At 68.6% G+C, this 18,043-nt stretch carries 17 protein-coding genes; 8 read left to right on the top strand and 9 right to left on the bottom strand.

The genetic code is table 11. The features are described from left to right. The first annotated feature begins 65 nt into the window (after positions 1-65). Positions 66-317, top strand: a complete 252-nt coding sequence (locus WBN46_RS15580; RefSeq protein WP_337732354.1) for a hypothetical protein — start codon at positions 66-68, stop codon at positions 315-317. Here WBN46_RS15580 and WBN46_RS15575 read toward each other — a convergent pair. Together WBN46_RS15575 and WBN46_RS15570 are read right to left on the bottom strand one after the other, a co-directional pair. Then, a complete protein-coding gene (locus WBN46_RS15575) occupies positions 295-1,074 on the bottom strand; it encodes a LytTR family transcriptional regulator DNA-binding domain-containing protein (protein WP_337732353.1) in 780 nt (259 codons plus the stop codon). The two genes, WBN46_RS15580 and WBN46_RS15575, sit on opposite strands and share 23 nt — an antisense overlap. Further along, on the bottom strand, positions 1,071-2,177 hold the full coding sequence (locus WBN46_RS15570) for a histidine kinase (protein ID WP_337732351.1): 1,107 nt from the start codon (positions 2,175-2,177) through the stop codon (positions 1,071-1,073). The genes WBN46_RS15575 and WBN46_RS15570 overlap by 4 nt, the downstream gene beginning before the upstream one ends. A 205-nt stretch (positions 2,178-2,382) precedes the next feature. Between WBN46_RS15570 and WBN46_RS15565 the strand changes: the two genes are divergently transcribed. Further along, entirely contained in the window at positions 2,383-2,787 is a 405-nt protein-coding gene (locus WBN46_RS15565) for a hypothetical protein (protein WP_337732350.1), read from the top strand. Positions 2,788-2,799: 12 nt separating this feature from the next. Here WBN46_RS15565 and adhP read toward each other — a convergent pair whose 3' ends face one another. Beyond that, positions 2,800-3,828 (bottom strand): alcohol dehydrogenase AdhP, encoded by a 1,029-nt coding sequence (adhP, locus tag WBN46_RS15560; protein WP_337732348.1) that lies wholly within the window; start codon positions 3,826-3,828, stop codon positions 2,800-2,802. Here adhP and WBN46_RS15555 point away from each other — a divergent pair. After that, positions 3,815-4,408, top strand: coding sequence for a DUF1801 domain-containing protein (locus WBN46_RS15555; RefSeq protein WP_337732347.1), 594 nt, complete (start codon positions 3,815-3,817; stop codon positions 4,406-4,408). The genes adhP and WBN46_RS15555 overlap by 14 nt on opposite strands. Before the next feature lie 27 nt (positions 4,409-4,435). On the opposite strand, the gene WBN46_RS15550 is transcribed toward WBN46_RS15555, so the two are convergent. Further along, complete coding sequence (locus WBN46_RS15550; RefSeq protein WP_337732346.1) at positions 4,436-6,016, bottom strand: hypothetical protein; 1,581 nt, start codon at positions 6,014-6,016, stop codon at positions 4,436-4,438. A 188-nt stretch (positions 6,017-6,204) separates the two neighbouring features. On the opposite strand from WBN46_RS15550, the gene WBN46_RS15545 reads away from it, so the two are divergent. Continuing rightward, complete coding sequence (locus WBN46_RS15545; protein ID WP_337732345.1) at positions 6,205-7,326, top strand: alpha/beta hydrolase; 1,122 nt, start codon at positions 6,205-6,207, stop codon at positions 7,324-7,326. Between the two features lie 161 nt (positions 7,327-7,487). Here the strand turns inward: WBN46_RS15545 and WBN46_RS15540 are convergent, their stop codons facing one another. Together WBN46_RS15540 and WBN46_RS15535 are read right to left on the bottom strand one after the other, a co-directional pair. Continuing rightward, positions 7,488-10,184 carry an EAL domain-containing protein gene (locus tag WBN46_RS15540; RefSeq protein ID WP_337732344.1) on the bottom strand — a complete coding sequence of 899 codons (2,697 nt, stop codon included), beginning with the start codon at positions 10,182-10,184 and terminating at the stop codon, positions 7,488-7,490. A gap of 236 nt (positions 10,185-10,420) precedes the next feature. Beyond that, positions 10,421-11,242 carry a CHAD domain-containing protein gene (locus tag WBN46_RS15535; RefSeq protein WP_337732343.1) on the bottom strand — a complete coding sequence of 274 codons (822 nt, stop codon included), beginning with the start codon at positions 11,240-11,242 and terminating at the stop codon, positions 10,421-10,423. Between the two features lie 155 nt (positions 11,243-11,397). Between WBN46_RS15535 and WBN46_RS15530 the strand changes: the two genes are divergently transcribed. Together WBN46_RS15530 and WBN46_RS15525 are read left to right on the top strand one after the other, a co-directional pair. Then, entirely contained in the window at positions 11,398-11,682 is a 285-nt protein-coding gene (locus WBN46_RS15530; RefSeq protein WP_337732342.1) for a hypothetical protein, read from the top strand. 89 nt (positions 11,683-11,771) lie between these two features. Continuing rightward, positions 11,772-12,764 carry a hypothetical protein gene (locus tag WBN46_RS15525; protein ID WP_337732340.1) on the top strand — a complete coding sequence of 331 codons (993 nt, stop codon included), beginning with the start codon at positions 11,772-11,774 and terminating at the stop codon, positions 12,762-12,764. A 1-nt stretch (position 12,765) separates the two neighbouring features. Here WBN46_RS15525 and WBN46_RS15520 read toward each other — a convergent pair whose 3' ends face one another. From WBN46_RS15520 to WBN46_RS15510, 3 genes are all read right to left on the bottom strand, one after another. After that, positions 12,766-13,116: a VOC family protein gene (locus tag WBN46_RS15520; protein WP_337732339.1), complete on the bottom strand. Its 351-nt coding sequence runs from the start codon at positions 13,114-13,116 to the stop codon at positions 12,766-12,768. 70 nt (positions 13,117-13,186) lie between these two features. Continuing rightward, positions 13,187-13,900 carry a helix-turn-helix domain-containing protein gene (locus tag WBN46_RS15515; protein WP_337732338.1) on the bottom strand — a complete coding sequence of 238 codons (714 nt, stop codon included), beginning with the start codon at positions 13,898-13,900 and terminating at the stop codon, positions 13,187-13,189. A gap of 12 nt (positions 13,901-13,912) precedes the next feature. Further along, on the bottom strand, positions 13,913-14,881 hold the full coding sequence (locus tag WBN46_RS15510) for a LysR family transcriptional regulator (protein WP_192199863.1): 969 nt from the start codon (positions 14,879-14,881) through the stop codon (positions 13,913-13,915). Between the two features lie 110 nt (positions 14,882-14,991). On the opposite strand from WBN46_RS15510, the gene aceB reads away from it, so the two are divergent. Together aceB and aceA are read left to right on the top strand one after the other, a co-directional pair. Further along, a complete protein-coding gene (gene aceB / locus WBN46_RS15505) occupies positions 14,992-16,623 on the top strand; it encodes a malate synthase A (RefSeq protein WP_337732337.1) in 1,632 nt (543 codons plus the stop codon). 45 nt (positions 16,624-16,668) lie between these two features. Then, the gene (aceA, locus tag WBN46_RS15500) at positions 16,669-18,003 is read left to right on the top strand and encodes an isocitrate lyase (RefSeq protein WP_337732336.1); all 1,335 of its coding nucleotides are present in this window, start codon (positions 16,669-16,671) and stop codon (positions 18,001-18,003) included. Positions 18,004-18,043: the final 40 nt, after the last annotated feature.

Below are 18,043 nucleotides of genomic sequence, written 5' to 3'. Positions count from 1 at the left end.
TGGACCAGGGTGGACCGGAGCGCAGGCCAGGCAGGGCGGAACTTCACTTTGCCGGGAACACGCGCATGCAGAAGAAGGTGGACCTGTCGACCCGCCGGGGGCATCTGGTGGAAGTGGTGATCGAGCGGCCGGACGACCGCCAGCCGTGGTCGCTCGCGGTGCGCGTGCGCGCCGTGCAGGGCGGTGCGTGGAGCGATGCCTGGGTGGACGCCAGCCGCAGCTACTTCACCTGCCATGACGCGCTGGCCGCGGGGAAGGCGCAGGCAGCGCGCATGATCGACGGCGATGCACCGGTCAGTCCTCGCGGCGCAGGGTAGCCAGTTTCAGGAAGGCGTCGTGCTGGTAGCGGCTCATGCGCAACTGCTGGCCGGTGTCCATGGTGACGACGTGGTAGCCGTTGAACCACGGATGGATGTCCTTCACCCGGCGGATGTTGATGATGGCCGAGCGATGCACGCGGGCGAAGCGGCGCGGGTCCAGTCGCGCGGCCAGCGCGGCCATGGTCTCGCGGAGTTCGTGCACGCGGTCGGCCAGGTGCAGGCGCACGGTGTTGCCGCTGGCCTTGATCCAGACGATGTCGTCCACGTCGACCAGCACCACGCGCTCGTCCTCGCGCACGGGCACCCGCTCCAGGTAGGCATCGCGCTGCTGCAGCGACGCCAGCGCCTGCATGATGCGCGCGGTGGCGTCGGCATCGGCGCCGCGCGCGGTGGCCAGCCGCTGCTTCGCGCGGCGCAGCGTGTCGGCGAAGCGATCGCGGCTGAACGGCTTCACCAGGTAATCCACCGCATTCGCTTCGAAGGCGCGCACCGCGAACTGCTCGTACGCCGTCACGAACACCGTCGCCGGCATCCGCGACGCACCGATGGTGGCGACCACGTCCAGGCCGGTGATCGCCGGCATCTGGATGTCCAGGAACACCAGGTCCGGCGACAGGTCGCGGATCGCCGCCACCGCGGACACACCGTCCCCGCATTCGCCCGCCACCTCGATGTCCGGGTCTTCGCGCAGCAGCCGCACCACCGCGTGCCGCGCGATGGGTTCGTCGTCGATCACCAGGGCGGTCAGGCTCATGCGGGCACGTGCTCCGGCAACGGATCCTCTTCCATCTCGTGGAAGGGCACGCGCAGGCGGCAGGCCACGCCGCGCGGCACGATCAGGTCCAGGCGCAGGCTGGCGGCATCGCCGTAGAGTTCGCGCATGCGCAGCCGCGTGTTGGACAGGCCGATGCCGTGGCCGCCGGCATGGCCGCCTTCGTCCAGCGTGCTGTTGTAGTTGCGCACGTCGATGCACAGCGCGTCGCCCTCGCGCCGGCAGTCGATCTCGACGCAGTCGTCGCCGACGTGCTGGCCGATGCCGTAGCGGATCGCGTTCTCCACGATCGGCTGCAGCACCAGGCTGGGGACGGCCGCATCCAGTACGTCGGGCGCGACATGGATGCGCGTGGTCAGTCGGTCCTTGAAGCGTCGCCGCTGGATGCCGAGATACAGCTCGAGCAGTTCCAGTTCGCGCCGCAGCGGGATTTCCTGGCCGTCGTAGTCCTCGAGGAATGCGCGCAGCAGTTCGCTCAACCGCAGCAGCATGTCTTCCGCCGACAGCGTGTCTTCGTCGAGCAGGGTGATGATGGCGTGCAGCGTATTGAAGAGGAAGTGCGGCTGCAGCTGGGTCTTCAGCACCTGCAGCCGCGACTGCGCCAGCTCGGTGGCCAGGCGCGTGGCCTCGATCTCGCGCCGCGATTTCTCGGCCTGGAAATGCAGCAGCTGCTGCACGGCCAGCAGGGTCCAGTAGGCGAGCAGGCCGATCGCGTAGTGCTTGCTGATGAACTGTATGAGTTGCTGGCCGAAGCTGCTGGGTTCGAACAGCGTCGATACCAGGGCGCCGATGACCACCGCCAGCAGGGTCACGGCCAGGCTGTAGCCCACGTGCCGCGCCAGCGCGCTCAGTCGTGGCGGAAACGGAATGGGGTGGCGTTCGCCCAGGCGGAACACCAGCGGCGCGAGTCCCGCCCAGGTCAGCCACTGGATCGACCACCAGCGCAGGTAGTCACCGGGCGACCACAGGTGGCCGTTGACGGCGTCGTTGACGCAGCCCTGCGCAGCGAACACGACGACCACGACCGCCCACAGACCCAGGTAGCGGGACAGTCGCACCTCCATGCTGCCGAGTCGGATCTTCATGCACGTGTTCCCGGAAGGTGCCGGCATCGTAGGCCCCGCCGTCACGGCCGGGAAGGCGCGAACGTCACGGACTACGATTCGCCCCGCCGGCACGACGATTCGTCCCGGATCCGTTGCCGCGCTGGCCGACGCGGCGCGTGATGGCGTGGCCCCGGCGCGCGAGACCCGCATGTCCGGTGGCGCCCATCCCCTCGGAGATCACGCCATGCGCCGCTCGTCCGTCATCGTCCTCGTCATCGCTGCCTGTTCCGCCACGTCAGCCATCGCAGGCGAACGCACGCACTATCTGGACCTCATCAACCGCGCGCACGACCGGCTGGTATCGGTCTCGGCCACGCCGGCCGGGGGCACGGCCTGGGAAGAACTGCTGCAGGGCGAGCCTCTCGCCGGCGGCGGTGGCGCGGTGACGGTGCAAGTGGCCGGCGACCAGTGCCTGCACGACGTGCGGGTGGAGTTCGCCAACGGCCGGCGCGCGCTGTATCCGGCGGTTGACCTGTGCCGCCATCGCGGCCTGCGCATCCAGCCCTTGCCGGCGGCACGGCAGGCCGGCACCGCGGTCGCCGCGCGAGGCGAGGCGGAGGCCGCCGGCGGGGTGCCACCGGCGGAGTGAATGCCGCGTGCTTCAGGCGGCCATGTCCAGCACGATGCGGCCCTCGATGGTGCCGGCATGCATGCGCGCGAACACGTCGTTGATGTTCTCCAGCCGGTCGGTCGCCACCGTCGCCGCCACCTTGCCCATCGCGGCGAAGTCCAGCGATTCCTGCAGGTCCAGCCGGGTGCCGACGATGGAACCGCGCACGGTGATGCCGTTGAGCACCATGCCGAAGATGTCGAGCGGAAACTGTCCCGGCGGCAGGCCGTTGAGCGACACGGTGCCGCCGCGGCGGACCATGCCGATGGCCTGTTCGAAGGCTCTCGGCGACACCGCCGTGACCAGGGCGCCGTGCGCGCCGCCGATCTCCTTCTTCAGGTACGCGACCGGATCGGTTGTCTTCGCGTTGACCGTGACGGTCGCGCCGAGCCGGCGCGCGAGGTCGAGCTTGCTGTCGTCCACATCCACGGCGGCCACGTTCAGCCCCATCGCCTTCGCATACTGCACGGCCATGTGGCCGAGTCCGCCGATGCCGGAGATCACCACCCAGTCGCCCGGCTTGGTGTCGGTGACCTTCAGGCCCTTGTACACGGTGACGCCGGCGCACAGGATCGGCGCGATCTCGACGAAGCCGATGTTCTTCGGCAGGTGGCCGACGTAGCCGGCGTTGGCCAAGGCGTATTCGGCGAAGCCGCCGTTGATCGAATAGCCGGTGTTCTGTTGCGCCTCGCACAGCGTTTCCCAGCCGCCGAGGCAGTGCTCGCAATACCCGCACGCGGAATACAGCCACGGAATGCCGACGCGGTCGCCTTCCTTCACGTGGCTGACGCCCGCGCCGACCGCGACCACGTGGCCCACGCCCTCGTGTCCGGGAATGAAGGGCGGGCTGGGCTTTACCGGCCAGTCGCCTTCGGCCGCATGCAGGTCGGTGTGGCAGACGCCGCAGGCCTCGATCTTCACCAGGATGTCGCCTGCCGCAGGGCGCGGCACGGGCACTTCCTCGATCACCAGCGGCTTGCCGAATTCCCGCACGACGGCGGCCTTCATGGTGCTGTCCATTGTCGATGCTCCTGTACCCGATGAAGCTTCACCGTACGCCGGTGGCGTGAGGGACACGTTGATCCGGATCAATTCCACCGGCGTATCCGCCGCCGCCCGTCGGAGGGACATTCCGCTGGGCATCCGCTGCGGCAGGCTGTACCGTCTTCCGGGCGCCATCCGCGCACCGACGATCCCAAGGCGGCTCCGCATGCCTGCACGCACGCCATCGACCGATGTGGACGCCCACCTGAGGGAACTGGAGCATCCGCAGGACGCCGCGATCCGCCGGTTGCGCGCCGTGATCCAGGCGGCCGATCCGCGCATCGGCGAAGGCATCAAGTGGAACGCGCCTAGCTTCCACGTGGACGGGCATCATTTCGCCACGATGCAATTGCGCCGACGGGACAGCGTGCTGCTGGTCCTGCACCTGGGCGCGGCGAAGCGCGCGATGCCCGATGGCGCCATCCACGATCCGGACGGACTGCTGAGCTGGATGGCCGCCGACCGCGCAACGGTTTCGTTCGTCGGCACGCAGGACGTGGACACGCGTGCGGCGGCGCTGCAGGCCGTGCTGCGGCAATGGATGGCGCACGTCTGAAGCGGCCGTGCCGCCACCGCGACCGGATCAGATGCCGCCGACGTTGAAGACCGGTTGGTGCTCGATCCGCCCCACCTTCGCGACGGCCTGCCGCACGTCTTCGCGCGCGAGCAGGGCGCGCCAGCGTTTCCGCACGGGTTCGAACGCGGGCAGCGGGGCCGGCTCGAGATAGTCCTGCAGCGCGGCCAGCATGTCGCCCCGCGACGCGGGTGCATCCAGTGCCGCGATCAACGCCTGCGCGGCGTCATCCATGCGGCCCGCTTCCACCAATGCCCAGATCCAGATCTCGCGGGCGTCCTCATGATGGTCGCGCAGGTAATCGAGCGCGCGCCGTGCGACGACCGCGTCATTCTGCTGGACCGCCGCGCAGTGCTGGATGGATGCTTGCACCATGCGGCCGTAGCCGCTCATGTCGCCCACGCGTTCGATCATGGCCCGTGCTTCGTCCGGACGGCCGCGCTGGCACAGGAACTGCCCCAGGTTGAGCATCGGGCCGACATTCGCACCGCCGGCTTCGTCCATGCCCGAGGCGCGGACCAGGTCCGCCTGCGCATCGTTCAACCTGCCGAGCCCACGCATGGCGATGGCACGGTTGTTGAGTATCCACACCGCATGGTCCGGATCATCGAAAGGCAGCGCATCCGCGGGCGCGTTCGACAGCGCGGCCAGGGTTTCATCCGCCAGCGACACCACCTCCGCGTACCGGCCCAGCGCCAGTTGCGCGTAGGTCAGTTCCATGCGGACTTCGAGGCTTCGCGGTCGTTCGGTGGCGAGCCGGCGCAGGTGATCCACGCGTCGTCGTGCGGCGGCGGCAATGTCCAGCGTCGCATCGCGGCGGTCCAGGAGGGCGTCGAAGCGACGGTCGGCGCGGAACTTCACCAGCGCCTGTGGCGAGGTGGTGAGGGCCACGGCCCTGCGTACGCCGTCGGCATCGCCACGGGCCTGGTAGTCGAGGGCCAGCAGGTACCACAGGTCGCCGACGCCCATGCCGTTGCCATCCCACGCCGCGTGCAGCAGCGCTTCCAGCAATTGCACGCGAACAGGAGCAGCATCCGGTGCCTGGCGCGCGATGCGCAGCACGGCCCCGGTGTCCAGGCGGTCCAGCATGCGTGGCCAGCGGAGCGCCAGGTCGCGCAGGTGGCGTGCGGCTGCTTCCCGGTTGCCCTGGTGGTCTTCGAGTTGCGCGAGCAGGTAGAGGTCGTCGGGATCGCTCGGGTCGGTGCCGATGGCGCGGCTCACCCGTTCGCGTGCGCGCTCGAAGTCGTCCTGGCGGATCGCCATCCAGGCGGCGCGGGACCAGGTCACGCGTTGCTCGCCCGCCGTCAGTGCGGCGAATTCGCGATCCGCCATCACCTTCGCCAGCGCGCGGTCGGCCTGTGCCGCGTCGCCCTGGTCGCCCATCGCCAGCGCCGCACGCCACTGGCGCGCGTAACCGGGCGACACGCCCCGCTTGCGCTTCTCGCGCGGCGGCGGGCCGTGCTTGCTGAAGGCCGACGCCGAGGGAGGTTGCTGGTGATGCGCGTCGTGTGCGGCCGCGGAGGTGGCGGATTGCGCCAGCACGCCATGATTTGCGGCCACCAGGAAGACCGCCCCTATCCACGCCTTCATCCGCACGCATGCCCCCATTGCTCCCCGGGGCATTAGAGCGCAATCGGGCGGTCGGCGGAATCGGCGCGTGCGCCATGTCCGCGCAGGAAGCGTGACGGCGCGCCTCCCGTGCAGGACCAACGACACACGCCGGTGCGTGCAGGCGTGATGAAACTGGTCGTGTCCCCGTGATGCCTGGAGAAATGCCGATGAGGAACACCGTGTCCGTGCTGGTGATGGTCGCCGCCCTGTGCGCTCCGCATGCCTCCCGCGCGCAGGACGCCTGTCCGGATCGCTCGGCGTATGCGCCGGCGCGGGAGATCATCGGTGACCTGGGCCGCATCGTCGCGCCCACGGGCGTGCAGGACGCGTACGCGGTCGAGATCGGCGGCATCCGCCAGTGGGTGAACGTGCGTGGACAGGATCGCGACAACCCGATGGTGTTGTTCGTGCATGGCGGTCCGGCGTCGCCGGTCATTCCCACGCTGTGGCAGTTCCAGCGGCCGCTCGAGGAATACTTCACCGTCGCCAACTACGATCAGCGTGGTGCGGGGAAGACGCTGGCGCTGAATCCGCAGGAGGCCGTCGCCGACACCCTGCACGTGCAGCGCTACGTGGACGATGCCGTCGCGCTCGCCGAACACCTGCGCACGCGCTACCACAAGCGCAAGCTGGTGCTGATGGGGCACAGCTGGGGCACAGTGGTGGCGATGCATGCCGCCCTGCAGCGGCCGGATCTGTTCCATGCCTATGTCGGCATCGGCCAGGTCATCAACGTACGCACCAACGAGCAGGTGAGCTTCGACTATGGCCTGCGCACCGCACGCGCGCGGGGCAACACCGACGCCGTGCGCGAGATGCAATCCATCGCGCCGTATCCCGGCGACACGCCGATCACCCGCGAGCGCATCGTCATCGCACGCAAGTGGCCGCAGTTCTACGGCGGGCTCACGGCCTACCGCGATGAATCGAAGTACTTCTTCCAGGGCCCGCGCCTGTCGCCGGACTACGACGATGCCGCCCGATGCGCGATCAACGCCGGCAGCGTGCTCACGCTGGGGCGGTTGCTGGACGAATTCCTGCGGGTGGACTTCACCGGCGTGAAGGAATTCCCCGTCCCGGTGGTGATGTTCATGGGCCGCCACGACTACACCACGCCCTCGGAACCTACTGCGGCATGGTTGGCCAAGGTGCGGGCGCCGTACAAGCAGGGCGTGTGGTTCGAGCGGTCGGCCCACATGATCCCGTGGGAGGAACCGGGCAGGACGCTCGTCAGCCTGCTGGAGCATGTGCGGCCGCTGGCGGTGGATGACGGCCCTGTACCGCGTTGAAGAGGAGCGCACGAGCGGATGCAGGCCCCGCCACCTGCATCCGCACGGTCACCCGTGCGGGCCACTTCAGTGAGGAGCGATGCCGGTCGCGAGGTGACGCCGTGAACCGGATGGACCGGTACCCATGACGGCGACGGGTGTCGCTTCCCCTGGGCAGGACGTCAGCGCACCACGGCCAGCCGGCGCGGCGGCGGCTCTTCGCGCTGGAACAGCACGCGTTCCGGGCGGTGCAGGGCATAGCCCTGGCCGTAGTCCACGCCCAGTGCACGCAGTGCTTCGCACATCCGCGGGCTGCTGACCCATTCGGCGACCACCTTGAGGCCGCGCTGGTGGCCGATCTGCGCGATCGCGCTGACGATGGTGCGACTCATCGGATCGGTTTCGAGATCGCGGATGAAACTGCCGTCGATCTTGATCAGGTCCACCGGCAGGTTCTTGAGGTAACCGAAGGAGGACATGCCGGCGCCGAAGTCGTCCAGCGCGATGCGGCACCCCGCGCGGCGCAGGCGTTCGATCACGCTGACGACCTTCAGCAGGTTGCGCACCGCGACGGTTTCGGTGATCTCGAAGCACAGTGTGTGCGCAGGCACCGCGTATTCGGTGATGCGGGCGAGGATGAAGTCGGCCAGGCCCTCGTCCTCGATGCTGGCGCCAGACAGGTTGATCGCGCAGGTGCCCAGGCGCATGCCGGATTCGTGCAGCAGGCTGAAGTGGGCCAGGGCGTTGCGGATCACCCAGCGGTCGATCGCGGGCATCAGCCCGTAGCGCTCGGCGGCGGGCAGGAAGGCGCCGGGCGGCACCACGCCGCCGTCCTCGTCGCGCAGCCGCAGCAGCAGTTCGATGCTGGTCGCGGTGTCGCTGCCATCCAGTGGCACGATCTCCTGGTAGTCGAGCAACAGGCGGTCCTGTTCGACCGCCCAGCGCAGGCGGCTGGCCCATTCCATTTCGCCATGGCGGCGCGTGGTCTCGTTGTCCTCGCGGTACAGGTGCACGCGGTTGCGGCCGTTTTCCTTGGCCAGGTAGCAGGCGGTGTCCGCCCACGCCAGCAGGTCCTTCAGGGTGGGCTCCTGCTGGTCCACCACCACCACGCCGATGCTCGCGCTGACGGTGTAGGTGCGGTCCTGCCAGACGAACATCAGCGCTTCGATGCACTCGCGCAGGCGTTCGGCCAGCGCGCGCGCGCCCTCGGCATCCACGTGGAAGGCCATCAGGCCGAATTCGTCGCCGCCCAGCCGCGCCAGCACGTCGCCGCCGCGCAGTTGCTGGCGCATGGCGAGCGCGAGCTGCGCGAGCAACTGGTCGCCCGCCATGTGGCCGGAGATGTCGTTGATCAGCTTGAACTGGTCCAGGTCGATATAGAGCAGCGCGCAGGGATCGCTGGTCGCGCGGCCCTTGCGTTCGTGCAGCGCTTCTTCCACGCGCCGCTCGAACTCGCGCCGGTTGCACAGTTCCGTCAGTGCGTCGTGCGTGGCCTGGTAGCTCAGGCGTTCGGTCAGCTCGCGCTGCTCGGAGATGTCGGTGGCCACCATCAGCAGGTGCGCCTCGCCGTCCATGTCTACCTGCGCGATCGAGGCGCTGGCCCAGAACGCGTCGCCGGCCGGGCTCATCAGCACCGCTTCCAGATTGCCCCAGTCATCGCCGATGGCATCGGCGTCGCGCGCGCGGTGCTGGAGTTGCGGATCGGAGAACAGGGCCGACAGCGGCAGGCCGGTGGGATCGCCCAGGCGCAGGCGCGCCGCCTGGTTGGCGTAGACGATGCGGCCATCGCGTGCGTCGGCGAGCAGCACCAGCGCGGGCAGCAGTTCGTTGAGCGCGCGAAAGCGCAGCTCGCTCTCGCGGTAGCGCCGGCTCATCTGTTCGCCCAGCGCCATGGCACGCCGCCGCGTGGTGGCCAGCGACCACACCAGCGCGGCCAGCAGCAGGCTGATGACGCCGCCACCGGCAAGGATGGTCTGGAGCCGGCCGAGATCCATCGGGCGCGGGCGGGGTTCCATTTCGATGCGCCATTGCCGGCCACCGAAATCCAGTCGCCGCACCTGCATCGGCAATCCGGTTTCGACCGGCGTACCGGAGTCGTAGAACGGATGTGCCTGCGCGGTCGCGTCGTAGACACGCACGCGGAAGCCCTCCAGCACCGAACCCGCCAGTGCGGTTTCGACCAGCGGCTGCAGGCGCATGCCGATGGCGAGCGCGCCGATCTCGCGCGCGCGCCGCTGGTTGGGCGATGTCGGCGTGGGGCCGTCGGAATACACCGGCAGGCGCAGCGTGATGCCGAGAGGATTCTGGCCGGCGGGCACGGTCTGGCGCAGCGCGAATGGCGCGGAGATCACCACGGTGTCGGTATCGCGCGCGCGCAGCAGGGCATTCAGGTTCGCCCGCTGCGTGACCATGTCGAAGCCCACCAGCGCGGCATTGCCTTCGTAGGGGGTGACGAACTCGTACCGATACGACACCTCGTCGGCCAGCGGCTGTCCGACGGGCGAGCGGCGCGCGAACGCGACGGATGTGTAGGAGGCGGGTGCCAGCGGGCTGCGCAGGCTCGCGTGGTACTGGCTGAAGCGTGCCTGGTCCATCTGGTCGTTGGACAGGAACACGGTCTGCATGGCGCGCAAGGTGGAAGCCGCCTGCTCCAGCGGTACGCGCAGGCGTGTCGTGCCGGCATCGGCCAGTGCGCGGCGGGATGCTTCCGCGCTTTCCTGCAGGCCGCGCCACTCCCGATGGGCGACGATCACCGTGCACAGCAGGCCCACCACCAGGACAGCCGACGCCCATGCCACCGGCGGCAAGCCGACGCGGCGGGAGGGCGTCCCCGGTGCCGCCGTGGCGTCGCCGGAGTGTGCTGCGTGGAGGGAGTCCACCTGCGGGCCTTGATCCTGCGTGATGAGAGGGCGGTCCAGCTGCGACGGGATCGATCGACGGAAGGAATGCAGGCTTCGTGCCAAGCATCCCGCGTGGGGAAATGCCGGATCTCCGGGGTTTCCGGCCGTGTCCGGCATCCCATACGCCGATCGGAGGGACCGTATGGGTCACTATCGGCCCCAGCAGGGCGTACTTGACGGGCGTGGACGATGACGGGAAGGGGAAGTAAAGCCGATTACGTCAATGGATGAATGGGCGAGTGGATGGCCGTGCGCCGACGCTTCGCGACCGGGATCGCGCGGGCCTGCGCCTGTTCCAGCGTGACGAGGGCCTGCTGCAGCAACGCGAGGTCCTGCAGCAGGCCGAGTTGATCGACCAGTTCGGCGATGTGCCGCGGTGCGACGGCCAGGGGATGCCCGTGCACCTGCCGGCGTACACGGAGTTTGCGGAAGGCGGCCAGTTGCATGCGCAGCCGGCGCGACCTGCGGCGCCACGCGTGCAGGTCATCGACGCGTCCGCTGGCCAGCGCCGTCGCCTGCGCGCGCTCCTGCCGTTGCACCGAGCGCGCAAGCGCGTTGCGCAGGTCGCCGCCATGGAGCCGGTGCCACGGCAACTGCCGCAGCTGTTCCGCCTGCCGGTGTGCCAGCGCCTGCCGGCGCACGAAGCCGGGATCGTCGCGCAGGGCTTCGGCGAGACGGTGTTCCTGCTGCCGCGACAACAGCGCCAACAACGCCTTCCAGTTCGCGGCTTCATCGGGGGTGGTGGCATCGCGCGCCATGCGCTGCGCCGTGTCGAGCACCACCTGCCCGTCGCGGAGTGCGGAGAGGCTCTTGGTCAACGCACGGAGTTCGCCATCGACCGGGTCCACCGCTTCCTTGCCGAGCGCGCTGCGCGCCAGTGCCAGCAACGAGCGCAGGCGGCGAAGACTCTTGCGCGCTTCGTGCACCCCGGCCGGCTCGCCGGGCGCGATGGCGAGTGCGGCCACCAGTGCCCGCGCTTCGTGGGCCGCGAGCGCGGCGGCGCGTTCGCCGGTGCGTGTGGTGGTGCGGGGGCTCATGGGGGCATCCATGGCGGGGACGGCCAGTCTACGACCGCGTCGCCGCCCGCCATCCCCCTTGCGCCGCCTGAACGTGCACCGTTCGTCGGTCCGCCTGCACTTGGCGGCGCGCGGCATAAAAGGTATAAATCGTTTATACGATTAAAGGATGTGCCATGGCCAAGTCCCGCAAGGCGCGCGAAGCGAGTGCTGTCGACGACCTCTCCGGGGGCGCCGGAGCGCCCGCCAAGCTGGTGCGCGACAGCTTCACCATGCCGGCCGACGACTTCGCGCTGGTGGCGGTACTGAAGGGGCGCGCGCTGCAGATGCAGCGGCCGGCGAAGAAGAGCGAACTGCTGCGCGCGGGCCTGCGCGCACTGTCCGGGTTGTCGCCACAGGCGCTGACCAAGGCGCTGGATGCACTGGCGCCGGTCAAGGCCGGTCGTCCGAAGAAGAAGTAGGCGCCGCACCCGTGCGGCGCGCGTTTCCCTGGCCACGGCATCCGCCGGGCCGGCGTGTCGTCCTCCCGTTCCTGTCTGAAGTGCCATCGATGAACGTTGCCGCGATCCTCCGTCGCCACCGCTGGGTGGCCCTGTTGTCCGTCCTGCTGCTGGCCCCCGTGCTGGTGGCCTCGACGCATGCGCCGGTGCGCGCGGCGATGCAGCCGCCGCAGGCGGGCTACAGCGTGCGCGACCTGGAATGGACGGATGCCGAGCGCGGTCGCGCCGTGCCGGTGAAGCTGTTCTGGCCGGACGCGGCGCGCACCGGCAAGGTGCCGCTGGTGGTGTTCTCGCACGGCATCGGCAGCGCGCGCGACGGCTACACGTATCTCGGCCACTACTGGGCGCGGCATGGCATCGCCAGCATCCATGTGCAGCACGTCGGCAGCGACCGGGCGCTGTGGCAGGGCAATCCCTTCACGCTGGTGGCGCGCTTCCAGCAGGCGGCGGGCGAGGTCGAGGCCTTGGCCCGCGTGCGCGACCAGCGGTTCGCCCTCGACCAGCTGCTGGCCGGCGAATGGGGCGCGCATGTCGATCGCGCGCGCATCGTCGCCGCCGGCCATTCCTACGGCGCCAACACCACCCTGATGTCGGCGGGCGCACGGGTGATGCGGGCAGGCAGGGCGATCCAGTTGCGCGACCCGCGCATCACGGCCGCCATCGTGATCTCCGCGCCGCCGTTCTACGGCGACGACGATTTCCGTCCCATCCTCTCGGGCATCACCATCCCCACCCTGCACGTGACCACGGCGGACGACATCATCCGCATCCCCGGCTTCGGTTCCGGCGTGGACGACCGGCTGAAGGTGTTCGACGCCATTGGTGGGGCACACAAGGTGCTGGCCGTTTACCGGCACGGCACGCACAACGTGTTCACCGATCACCGCTACTTCGATTCGCGCGAGGTCAGCGAGCAGGTCAAGCAGGCGACCGAAGCGTTGTCGCTGGCGTTCATCGATACGGCTTACGGCCAATCCACCGCCGAGTTGGCACGCTGGCAGTCCGGCCACCGCGCACTGCTTGCGCGCTACGACGCGCGCTGACTCAGGTCGTCGACCAGACGGCGAGCTCGTAACCGTCCGGATCGGTGAACTGGAAGCGGCGACCACCGGGGAAGGCGAAGATCGGCTTGGTGATCTTTCCGCCCGTGGCTTCGACGTTCGCTAGGCTTTCTTCCAGTGCCGCCGAGTACAGCACCACCAGCGCGCCGCCCGGCTGTGGCGTGCCGTGTGCGAAGCCGCCCGTCAGCCGGCCATCGCGGAACTCGCAATAGTCCGGGCCGTAGTCCTGGAACGTCCAGCCGAAAGCATCGCCGTAGAAGGCCTTCGAGGCCGCGATGGAGGCGACGGTGAATTCGAGGTAGTCGATCCGATGGTGCTGTTCGGCGTTGCTCATGGTGTGCATCCGTGGAAGAGGCCCACAGTCTGCGGTACCGACATGGCGCTGTCTTGGCGAAATCCGACAGTCAGTCCGCGAGCTGTGCCACGAGTCGGGTCGGGGTCATCCCGGTGAGCTTGCGCACATCGCCCGACAACTGGGCGGCATCGTAGTAGCCGGCTTCGAGCGCGGCATCCAGCAGCGTGCCATGCCGTCGTCGACAACCCAGGAAGCGCTGCAGCCGCAGGATGCGAGCCAGCCGCTTCGGTCCATAACCGAAGGCGTCCTCGCACCTGCGCAGCAGCGTGCGTTCGGTCATGCCGACATCGTCAGCCAACTGCCGGATGGACGGTGCCTGCGTTGTCGACAGGCGCGCGTGCACGTACTGCATCGCGTCGTCCCGATACCGTTCGCCTGCGAGGAGGTGATCCGCCAGCCATCGCATCGCGGCGTCGGGCGCATGTGCGGCCATCCGGTCTGCAACGCGCGCGACATGGGGGATGCCGAGGTCGCGCAGATCAACCCGTTGGTCGGCCAGGGCCTGCAGCGGCATGCCCAGCCAGCGGGACGCCACGGCCGGCGCGAAACGCAACCCCTGCAGCCGGGTGCCGGCGGCGAGACGGGCCTGCTGCGCCGTGCGGTCGGGGCCGGCGATGCTCAGTCGCACGCCATCCCACAGCAGGTCCACGCAGGCATCCGGCACCACGGTGACCGGTGCCGTGTCCGCACCTTGGTCGAACACCCAGCGGCACAGCAGGGCATTGCCTGCCGCGTAGTCGTGTTGTCGGTAGGAGCCGCTCATGGACGCATCGCGCTAGCGTTCGGAATGCCCGCTCTCATCGTAATCGCGACGCTCGAACAGATGGGGCTGGATCAGTTCGATGAAGGCGCGTGCCTGCGGCGACAGGAACTTGCCCTTGCGCACCACCACGCCGTAACTGCGCGACGGGAACCACTGGCTCAGCGAGCGCGCGGCCAGCCGGTCACGGTCCGCCTCGGTCAGGCAGATCGAGGCGATGATCGAGATGCCCATGCCCATGCTGACGTACTGCTTGATAACCTCCCAGCCGCCGACTTCCAGCGCCACGGTGTAGGGCACGCGCGCCTGCTGGAACACCAGGTCCACCAGCCGGTAGGTGACCAGCCGCTTCGGCGGCAGGATCAGGGCGTGCGGCGAGAGATCTTCCAGCCGCAGGTCGCGCTTCTTCGCCAGCGGATGGTCGGGCGGGGTGATCAGCATCGGTTCGAAGCGATAAACCGGGGCGTAGCTGAGGTCCGCCGGCACGTCGAGCACCGAGCCCACCGCCAGGTCCACCGCGTCCGAGCGCAGCAGGTCGGTGCCGTCGGCGCTGGCAGCGTTGTGCAGGGTCAGCTTCACCTCGGGATGCTGCTGGCGGAAGTGCTCCACGATCTTCGGCAGCAGGTAGAGGATGGTGGAACTGTTGGCCGCCACGTTCAGTTCGCCAGCCTCCAGGCCGCTGACTTTCTCGCGGAAGCTGGCATCCAGGCCGTCCAGCCCCGCCACCAGCGGTTGGGCCATCTCGTACAGGAGCTGGCCTTCGCGGCTCGGTGCCAGCCGTCGACCGCTGCGCTCGAACAGGGTCACTCCCAGCTCCCGCTCCAGGGCCTGCAACTGCAGGGTGATGGCCGGCTGGCTGACAAAAAGCGCCTCCGCCGCCCGCGAAACCGACCCCAGCCGCACCGTCTGGCAGAAGGCCCGCAGGGGCTTCAGTCGGTCGGATTTGTAGGGAAATCGAGGAGTTGGCGCTTCTTTAGAGCTCACGTTCTAACAAACTATAAGCAGTGCTTATTTAATGCATTGACAAAACTGTTTTGTCAAATAATTCGATGGGGGAGCACTGTGCGGTTCCAGCAAGACGCCAGGAGACCTCCATGTCCGCCACCGCTTTCGCCCTGCCGCCGCGCGAATCCCGCGCCGACCGACCCACCCCCGGCATCGCCCTGACCGCCAATGTGGTGGGCCAGGACGCGCTGCTGACCCCCGGCGTGCTGGCTCTGCTCGTCTCGCTGCACCGTGCGATCGAGCCGGAGCGCCAGGCCCGGCTGGCGGCCCGCCGTGAGCGCCAGGCGTTCTTCGATGCCGGTGGCCTGCCGGATTTCCGCGCCGATACGCGCACGATCCGCGACGGCGACTGGACCGTTGCCCCGGTGCCGACCGCGTTGCAGGACCGTCGGGTGGAAATCACCGGGCCGGTGGACCCGAAGATGGTCATCAACGCGCTGAACTCGGGCGCCAGGGTGTTCATGGCGGACTTCGAGGATTCCACCTCGCCGACCTGGCAGAACCTGCTGACCGGCCAGCGCGCGCTGACCGATGCCGTGCGCGGCGACCTGCAGTTCACCAGCGAGAACGGCAAGCGCTATGCGCTGAAGCCGCAGGACGAACAAGCGGTGTTGCTGGTGCGCCCGCGTGGCTGGCACCTGGACGAGAAGCACGTGCTGATCGATGGTGCGCCGATTGCCGGCGGCCTGTTCGACATTGCCGTGTTCGCCTGGCACAACGCCCGCGCGCTGCAGGCTCGCGATCGTGGTCCGTACTTCTACCTGCCCAAGCTGCAGAGCATGGAAGAGGCCGCGCTGTGGGAGACCGCACTGTCGCACATCGAGGCCGCACTGGGCCTGCCGCACGGGCAGATGAAGGTCACCGTGCTGATCGAGACGCTGCCGGCCGTGTTCGAGATGCACGAGATCCTGCATGCGCTGCGCGAGCGCATCGTCGGCCTGAACTGCGGCCGCTGGGACTACATCTTTTCGTACCTGAAGACGTTCCGCCGCCACGCCGACAAGGTGCTGCCGGAGCGCGGGCAGGTGACGATGACGCAGCCGTTCCTGAAGGCCTATTCGGAACTGCTGATCCAGACCTGCCACCGGCGCGGCGCGCATGCGATGGGCGGCATGGCCGCGCAGATCCCGATCAACAACGACGAAGCCGCCAACGAGCAGGCGCTGGCCCGCGTGCGCGCCGACAAGCTGCGTGAAGTCACCGCCGGCCACGACGGCACCTGGGTGGCGCACCCTGCGCTGATCCCGGTGGCGAAGGCGATCTTCGACGAGCACATGCCGCAGACCAACCAGCGCGGTGTGCTGCGCGAGGATGTCGCGGTCACCCGCGACGACCTGATCCGTCCGTCCACCGGCACCATCACGCGCGCCGGCTTCGAGGGCAACGTGGAAGTCTGCGTGCGCTACCTGGCCGCGTGGCTGGACGGCAACGGCTGCGTGCCGATCCACTGGCTGATGGAGGACGCCGCCACCGCCGAGATCTCGCGCACGCAGATCTGGCAGTGGCTGCACATGCCCGACGTGCACCTGTGCGACGGCACCCAGATCGACTACGCGCTGCTGCAGCGCACGCTGGCCGCATTGCCCGCGAAGCTGGGCGACCACAGCCGGCTGCCCGGCGGCGAGCGCATCTCCGAAGCCATCGCCCTGCTCGACGTCCTGAGCCGTGCCGACGACCTGGCCGACTTCCTGACCCTGCCCGCGTACGAACGCATCGACTGACCCCGCCCCCACCCACGACGCCCCACGACGAAAAGAGAGTCCGCCATGAGCACCAAGCAACAGCAGATCGACGCCATCCAGAAGGACTGGGACAGCAACCCGCGCTGGACCGGCATCAAGCGCGACTACGCCGCCGCCGATGTCGTCCGCCTGCGCGGCAGCCTGCAGCCGGAGTACACCCTGGCGCGCCGCGGCGCCGAGAAGCTGTGGAAGCTCGTCAACGGCGAAGCGAAGAAGGGCTACGTCAACGCGTTCGGCGCGATCAGCGCCGGCCAGGCGATGCAGCAGGCCAAGGCGGGCCTGGAAGCCGTCTACCTGTCCGGCTGGCAGGTCGCCGCCGACGGCAACACCTCCGAGACGATGTACCCGGACCAGTCGCTGTACGCCTACGACTCGGTGCCGACGATGGTCCGTCGCATCAACAACACCTTCCAGCGCGCCGACGAGATCCAGTGGAAGAACATCTGCGACGGCAAGGCGAATGACGCCGACGCCATCGACTTCTTCCTGCCGATCGTCGCCGACGGCGAGGCCGGCTTCGGCGGCGTGTTGAACGCCTACGAGCTGATGAAGAACATGATCGTCGCCGGTGCCGCGGGCGTGCACTTCGAGGACCAGCTGGCGGCGGTGAAAAAGTGCGGCCACATGGGCGGCAAGGTACTGGTGCCCACGCAGGAAGCCGTGCAGAAGCTGCAGGCCGCGCGCCTGGCCGCCGACGTGCTGGGCGTGCCGACCATCGTGCTGGCGCGCACCGACGCCGAAGCCGCCAACCTGCTGACCTCGGACTTCGACGCCAACGACCAGCCCTTCGTCACCGGCCAGCGCACTGCGGAAGGTTTCTACCGGGTCAAGAACGGCCTGGAGCAGGCGATCAGCCGCGGCGTCGCCTACGCGCCGTACGCCGACCTGGTGTGGTGCGAGACCGGTACGCCGGACATCGGCTTCGCCCGCGAATTCGCGCAGGCCGTGCATGCGAAGCATCCGGGCAAGCTGCTGTCATACAACTGCTCGCCCAGCTTCAACTGGAAGAAGAACCTGGATGACGCGCAGATCGCGCGCTTCCAGGACGACCTGTCGGCGCTGGGCTACAAGTTCCAGTTCATCACGCTGGCGGGCATCCACATCAACTGGTTCAACAGCTTCCAGTTCGCCCACGACTACGCGCGTGGCGAAGGCATGAAGCACTACGTCGAGCAGGTGCAGGAGCGCGAGTTCGCCGCGCGCGAAAAGGGTTACACCTTCGTCTCGCACCAGCAGGAAGTGGGCGCGGGCTACTTCGACGACGTCACCACGGTCATCCAGGGCGGCAGCTCCAGCGTCACCGCGTTGAAGGGCTCGACCGAGGAAGAGCAGTTCTACGAAAAGGAAAAGGCAGCCTGATCGCTGCCCGCAAGGATGCACAAAAGGAAACGCCGGCTTT

Origin of the sequence: Pseudoxanthomonas sp. CCNWLW251 (assembly GCF_037402255.1) — a bacterium.
Classification (GTDB): Bacteria; Pseudomonadota; Gammaproteobacteria; order Xanthomonadales; family Xanthomonadaceae; genus Pseudoxanthomonas_A.
The sequence above is the reverse complement of the archived record's forward strand: the minus strand, read 5'-3'. Positions and strand labels throughout refer to the sequence as shown.

Excerpts from the sequence above, each read along its gene's own strand:
- WBN46_RS15580 (WP_337732354.1), top strand. The coding sequence starts at position 66 with ATGCAGAAGAAGGTGGACCTGTCGACCCGCCGGGGGCATCTGGTGGAA.
- WBN46_RS15575 (WP_337732353.1), bottom strand. The coding sequence starts at position 1,074 with ATGAGCCTGACCGCCCTGGTGATCGACGACGAACCCATCGCGCGGCAC.
- WBN46_RS15570 (WP_337732351.1), bottom strand. The coding sequence starts at position 2,177 with ATGAAGATCCGACTCGGCAGCATGGAGGTGCGACTGTCCCGCTACCTG.
- WBN46_RS15565 (WP_337732350.1), top strand. The coding sequence starts at position 2,383 with ATGCGCCGCTCGTCCGTCATCGTCCTCGTCATCGCTGCCTGTTCCGCC.
- WBN46_RS15555 (WP_337732347.1), top strand. The coding sequence starts at position 3,815 with ATGGTGCTGTCCATTGTCGATGCTCCTGTACCCGATGAAGCTTCACCG.
- adhP (WP_337732348.1), bottom strand. The coding sequence starts at position 3,828 with ATGGACAGCACCATGAAGGCCGCCGTCGTGCGGGAATTCGGCAAGCCG.
- WBN46_RS15550 (WP_337732346.1), bottom strand. The coding sequence starts at position 6,016 with ATGAAGGCGTGGATAGGGGCGGTCTTCCTGGTGGCCGCAAATCATGGC.
- WBN46_RS15545 (WP_337732345.1), top strand. The coding sequence starts at position 6,205 with ATGAGGAACACCGTGTCCGTGCTGGTGATGGTCGCCGCCCTGTGCGCT.
- WBN46_RS15535 (WP_337732343.1), bottom strand. The coding sequence starts at position 11,242 with ATGAGCCCCCGCACCACCACACGCACCGGCGAACGCGCCGCCGCGCTC.
- WBN46_RS15530 (WP_337732342.1), top strand. The coding sequence starts at position 11,398 with ATGGCCAAGTCCCGCAAGGCGCGCGAAGCGAGTGCTGTCGACGACCTC.
- WBN46_RS15525 (WP_337732340.1), top strand. The coding sequence starts at position 11,772 with ATGAACGTTGCCGCGATCCTCCGTCGCCACCGCTGGGTGGCCCTGTTG.
- WBN46_RS15520 (WP_337732339.1), bottom strand. The coding sequence starts at position 13,116 with ATGAGCAACGCCGAACAGCACCATCGGATCGACTACCTCGAATTCACC.
- WBN46_RS15515 (WP_337732338.1), bottom strand. The coding sequence starts at position 13,900 with ATGAGCGGCTCCTACCGACAACACGACTACGCGGCAGGCAATGCCCTG.
- aceB (WP_337732337.1), top strand. The coding sequence starts at position 14,992 with ATGTCCGCCACCGCTTTCGCCCTGCCGCCGCGCGAATCCCGCGCCGAC.
- aceA (WP_337732336.1), top strand. The coding sequence starts at position 16,669 with ATGAGCACCAAGCAACAGCAGATCGACGCCATCCAGAAGGACTGGGAC.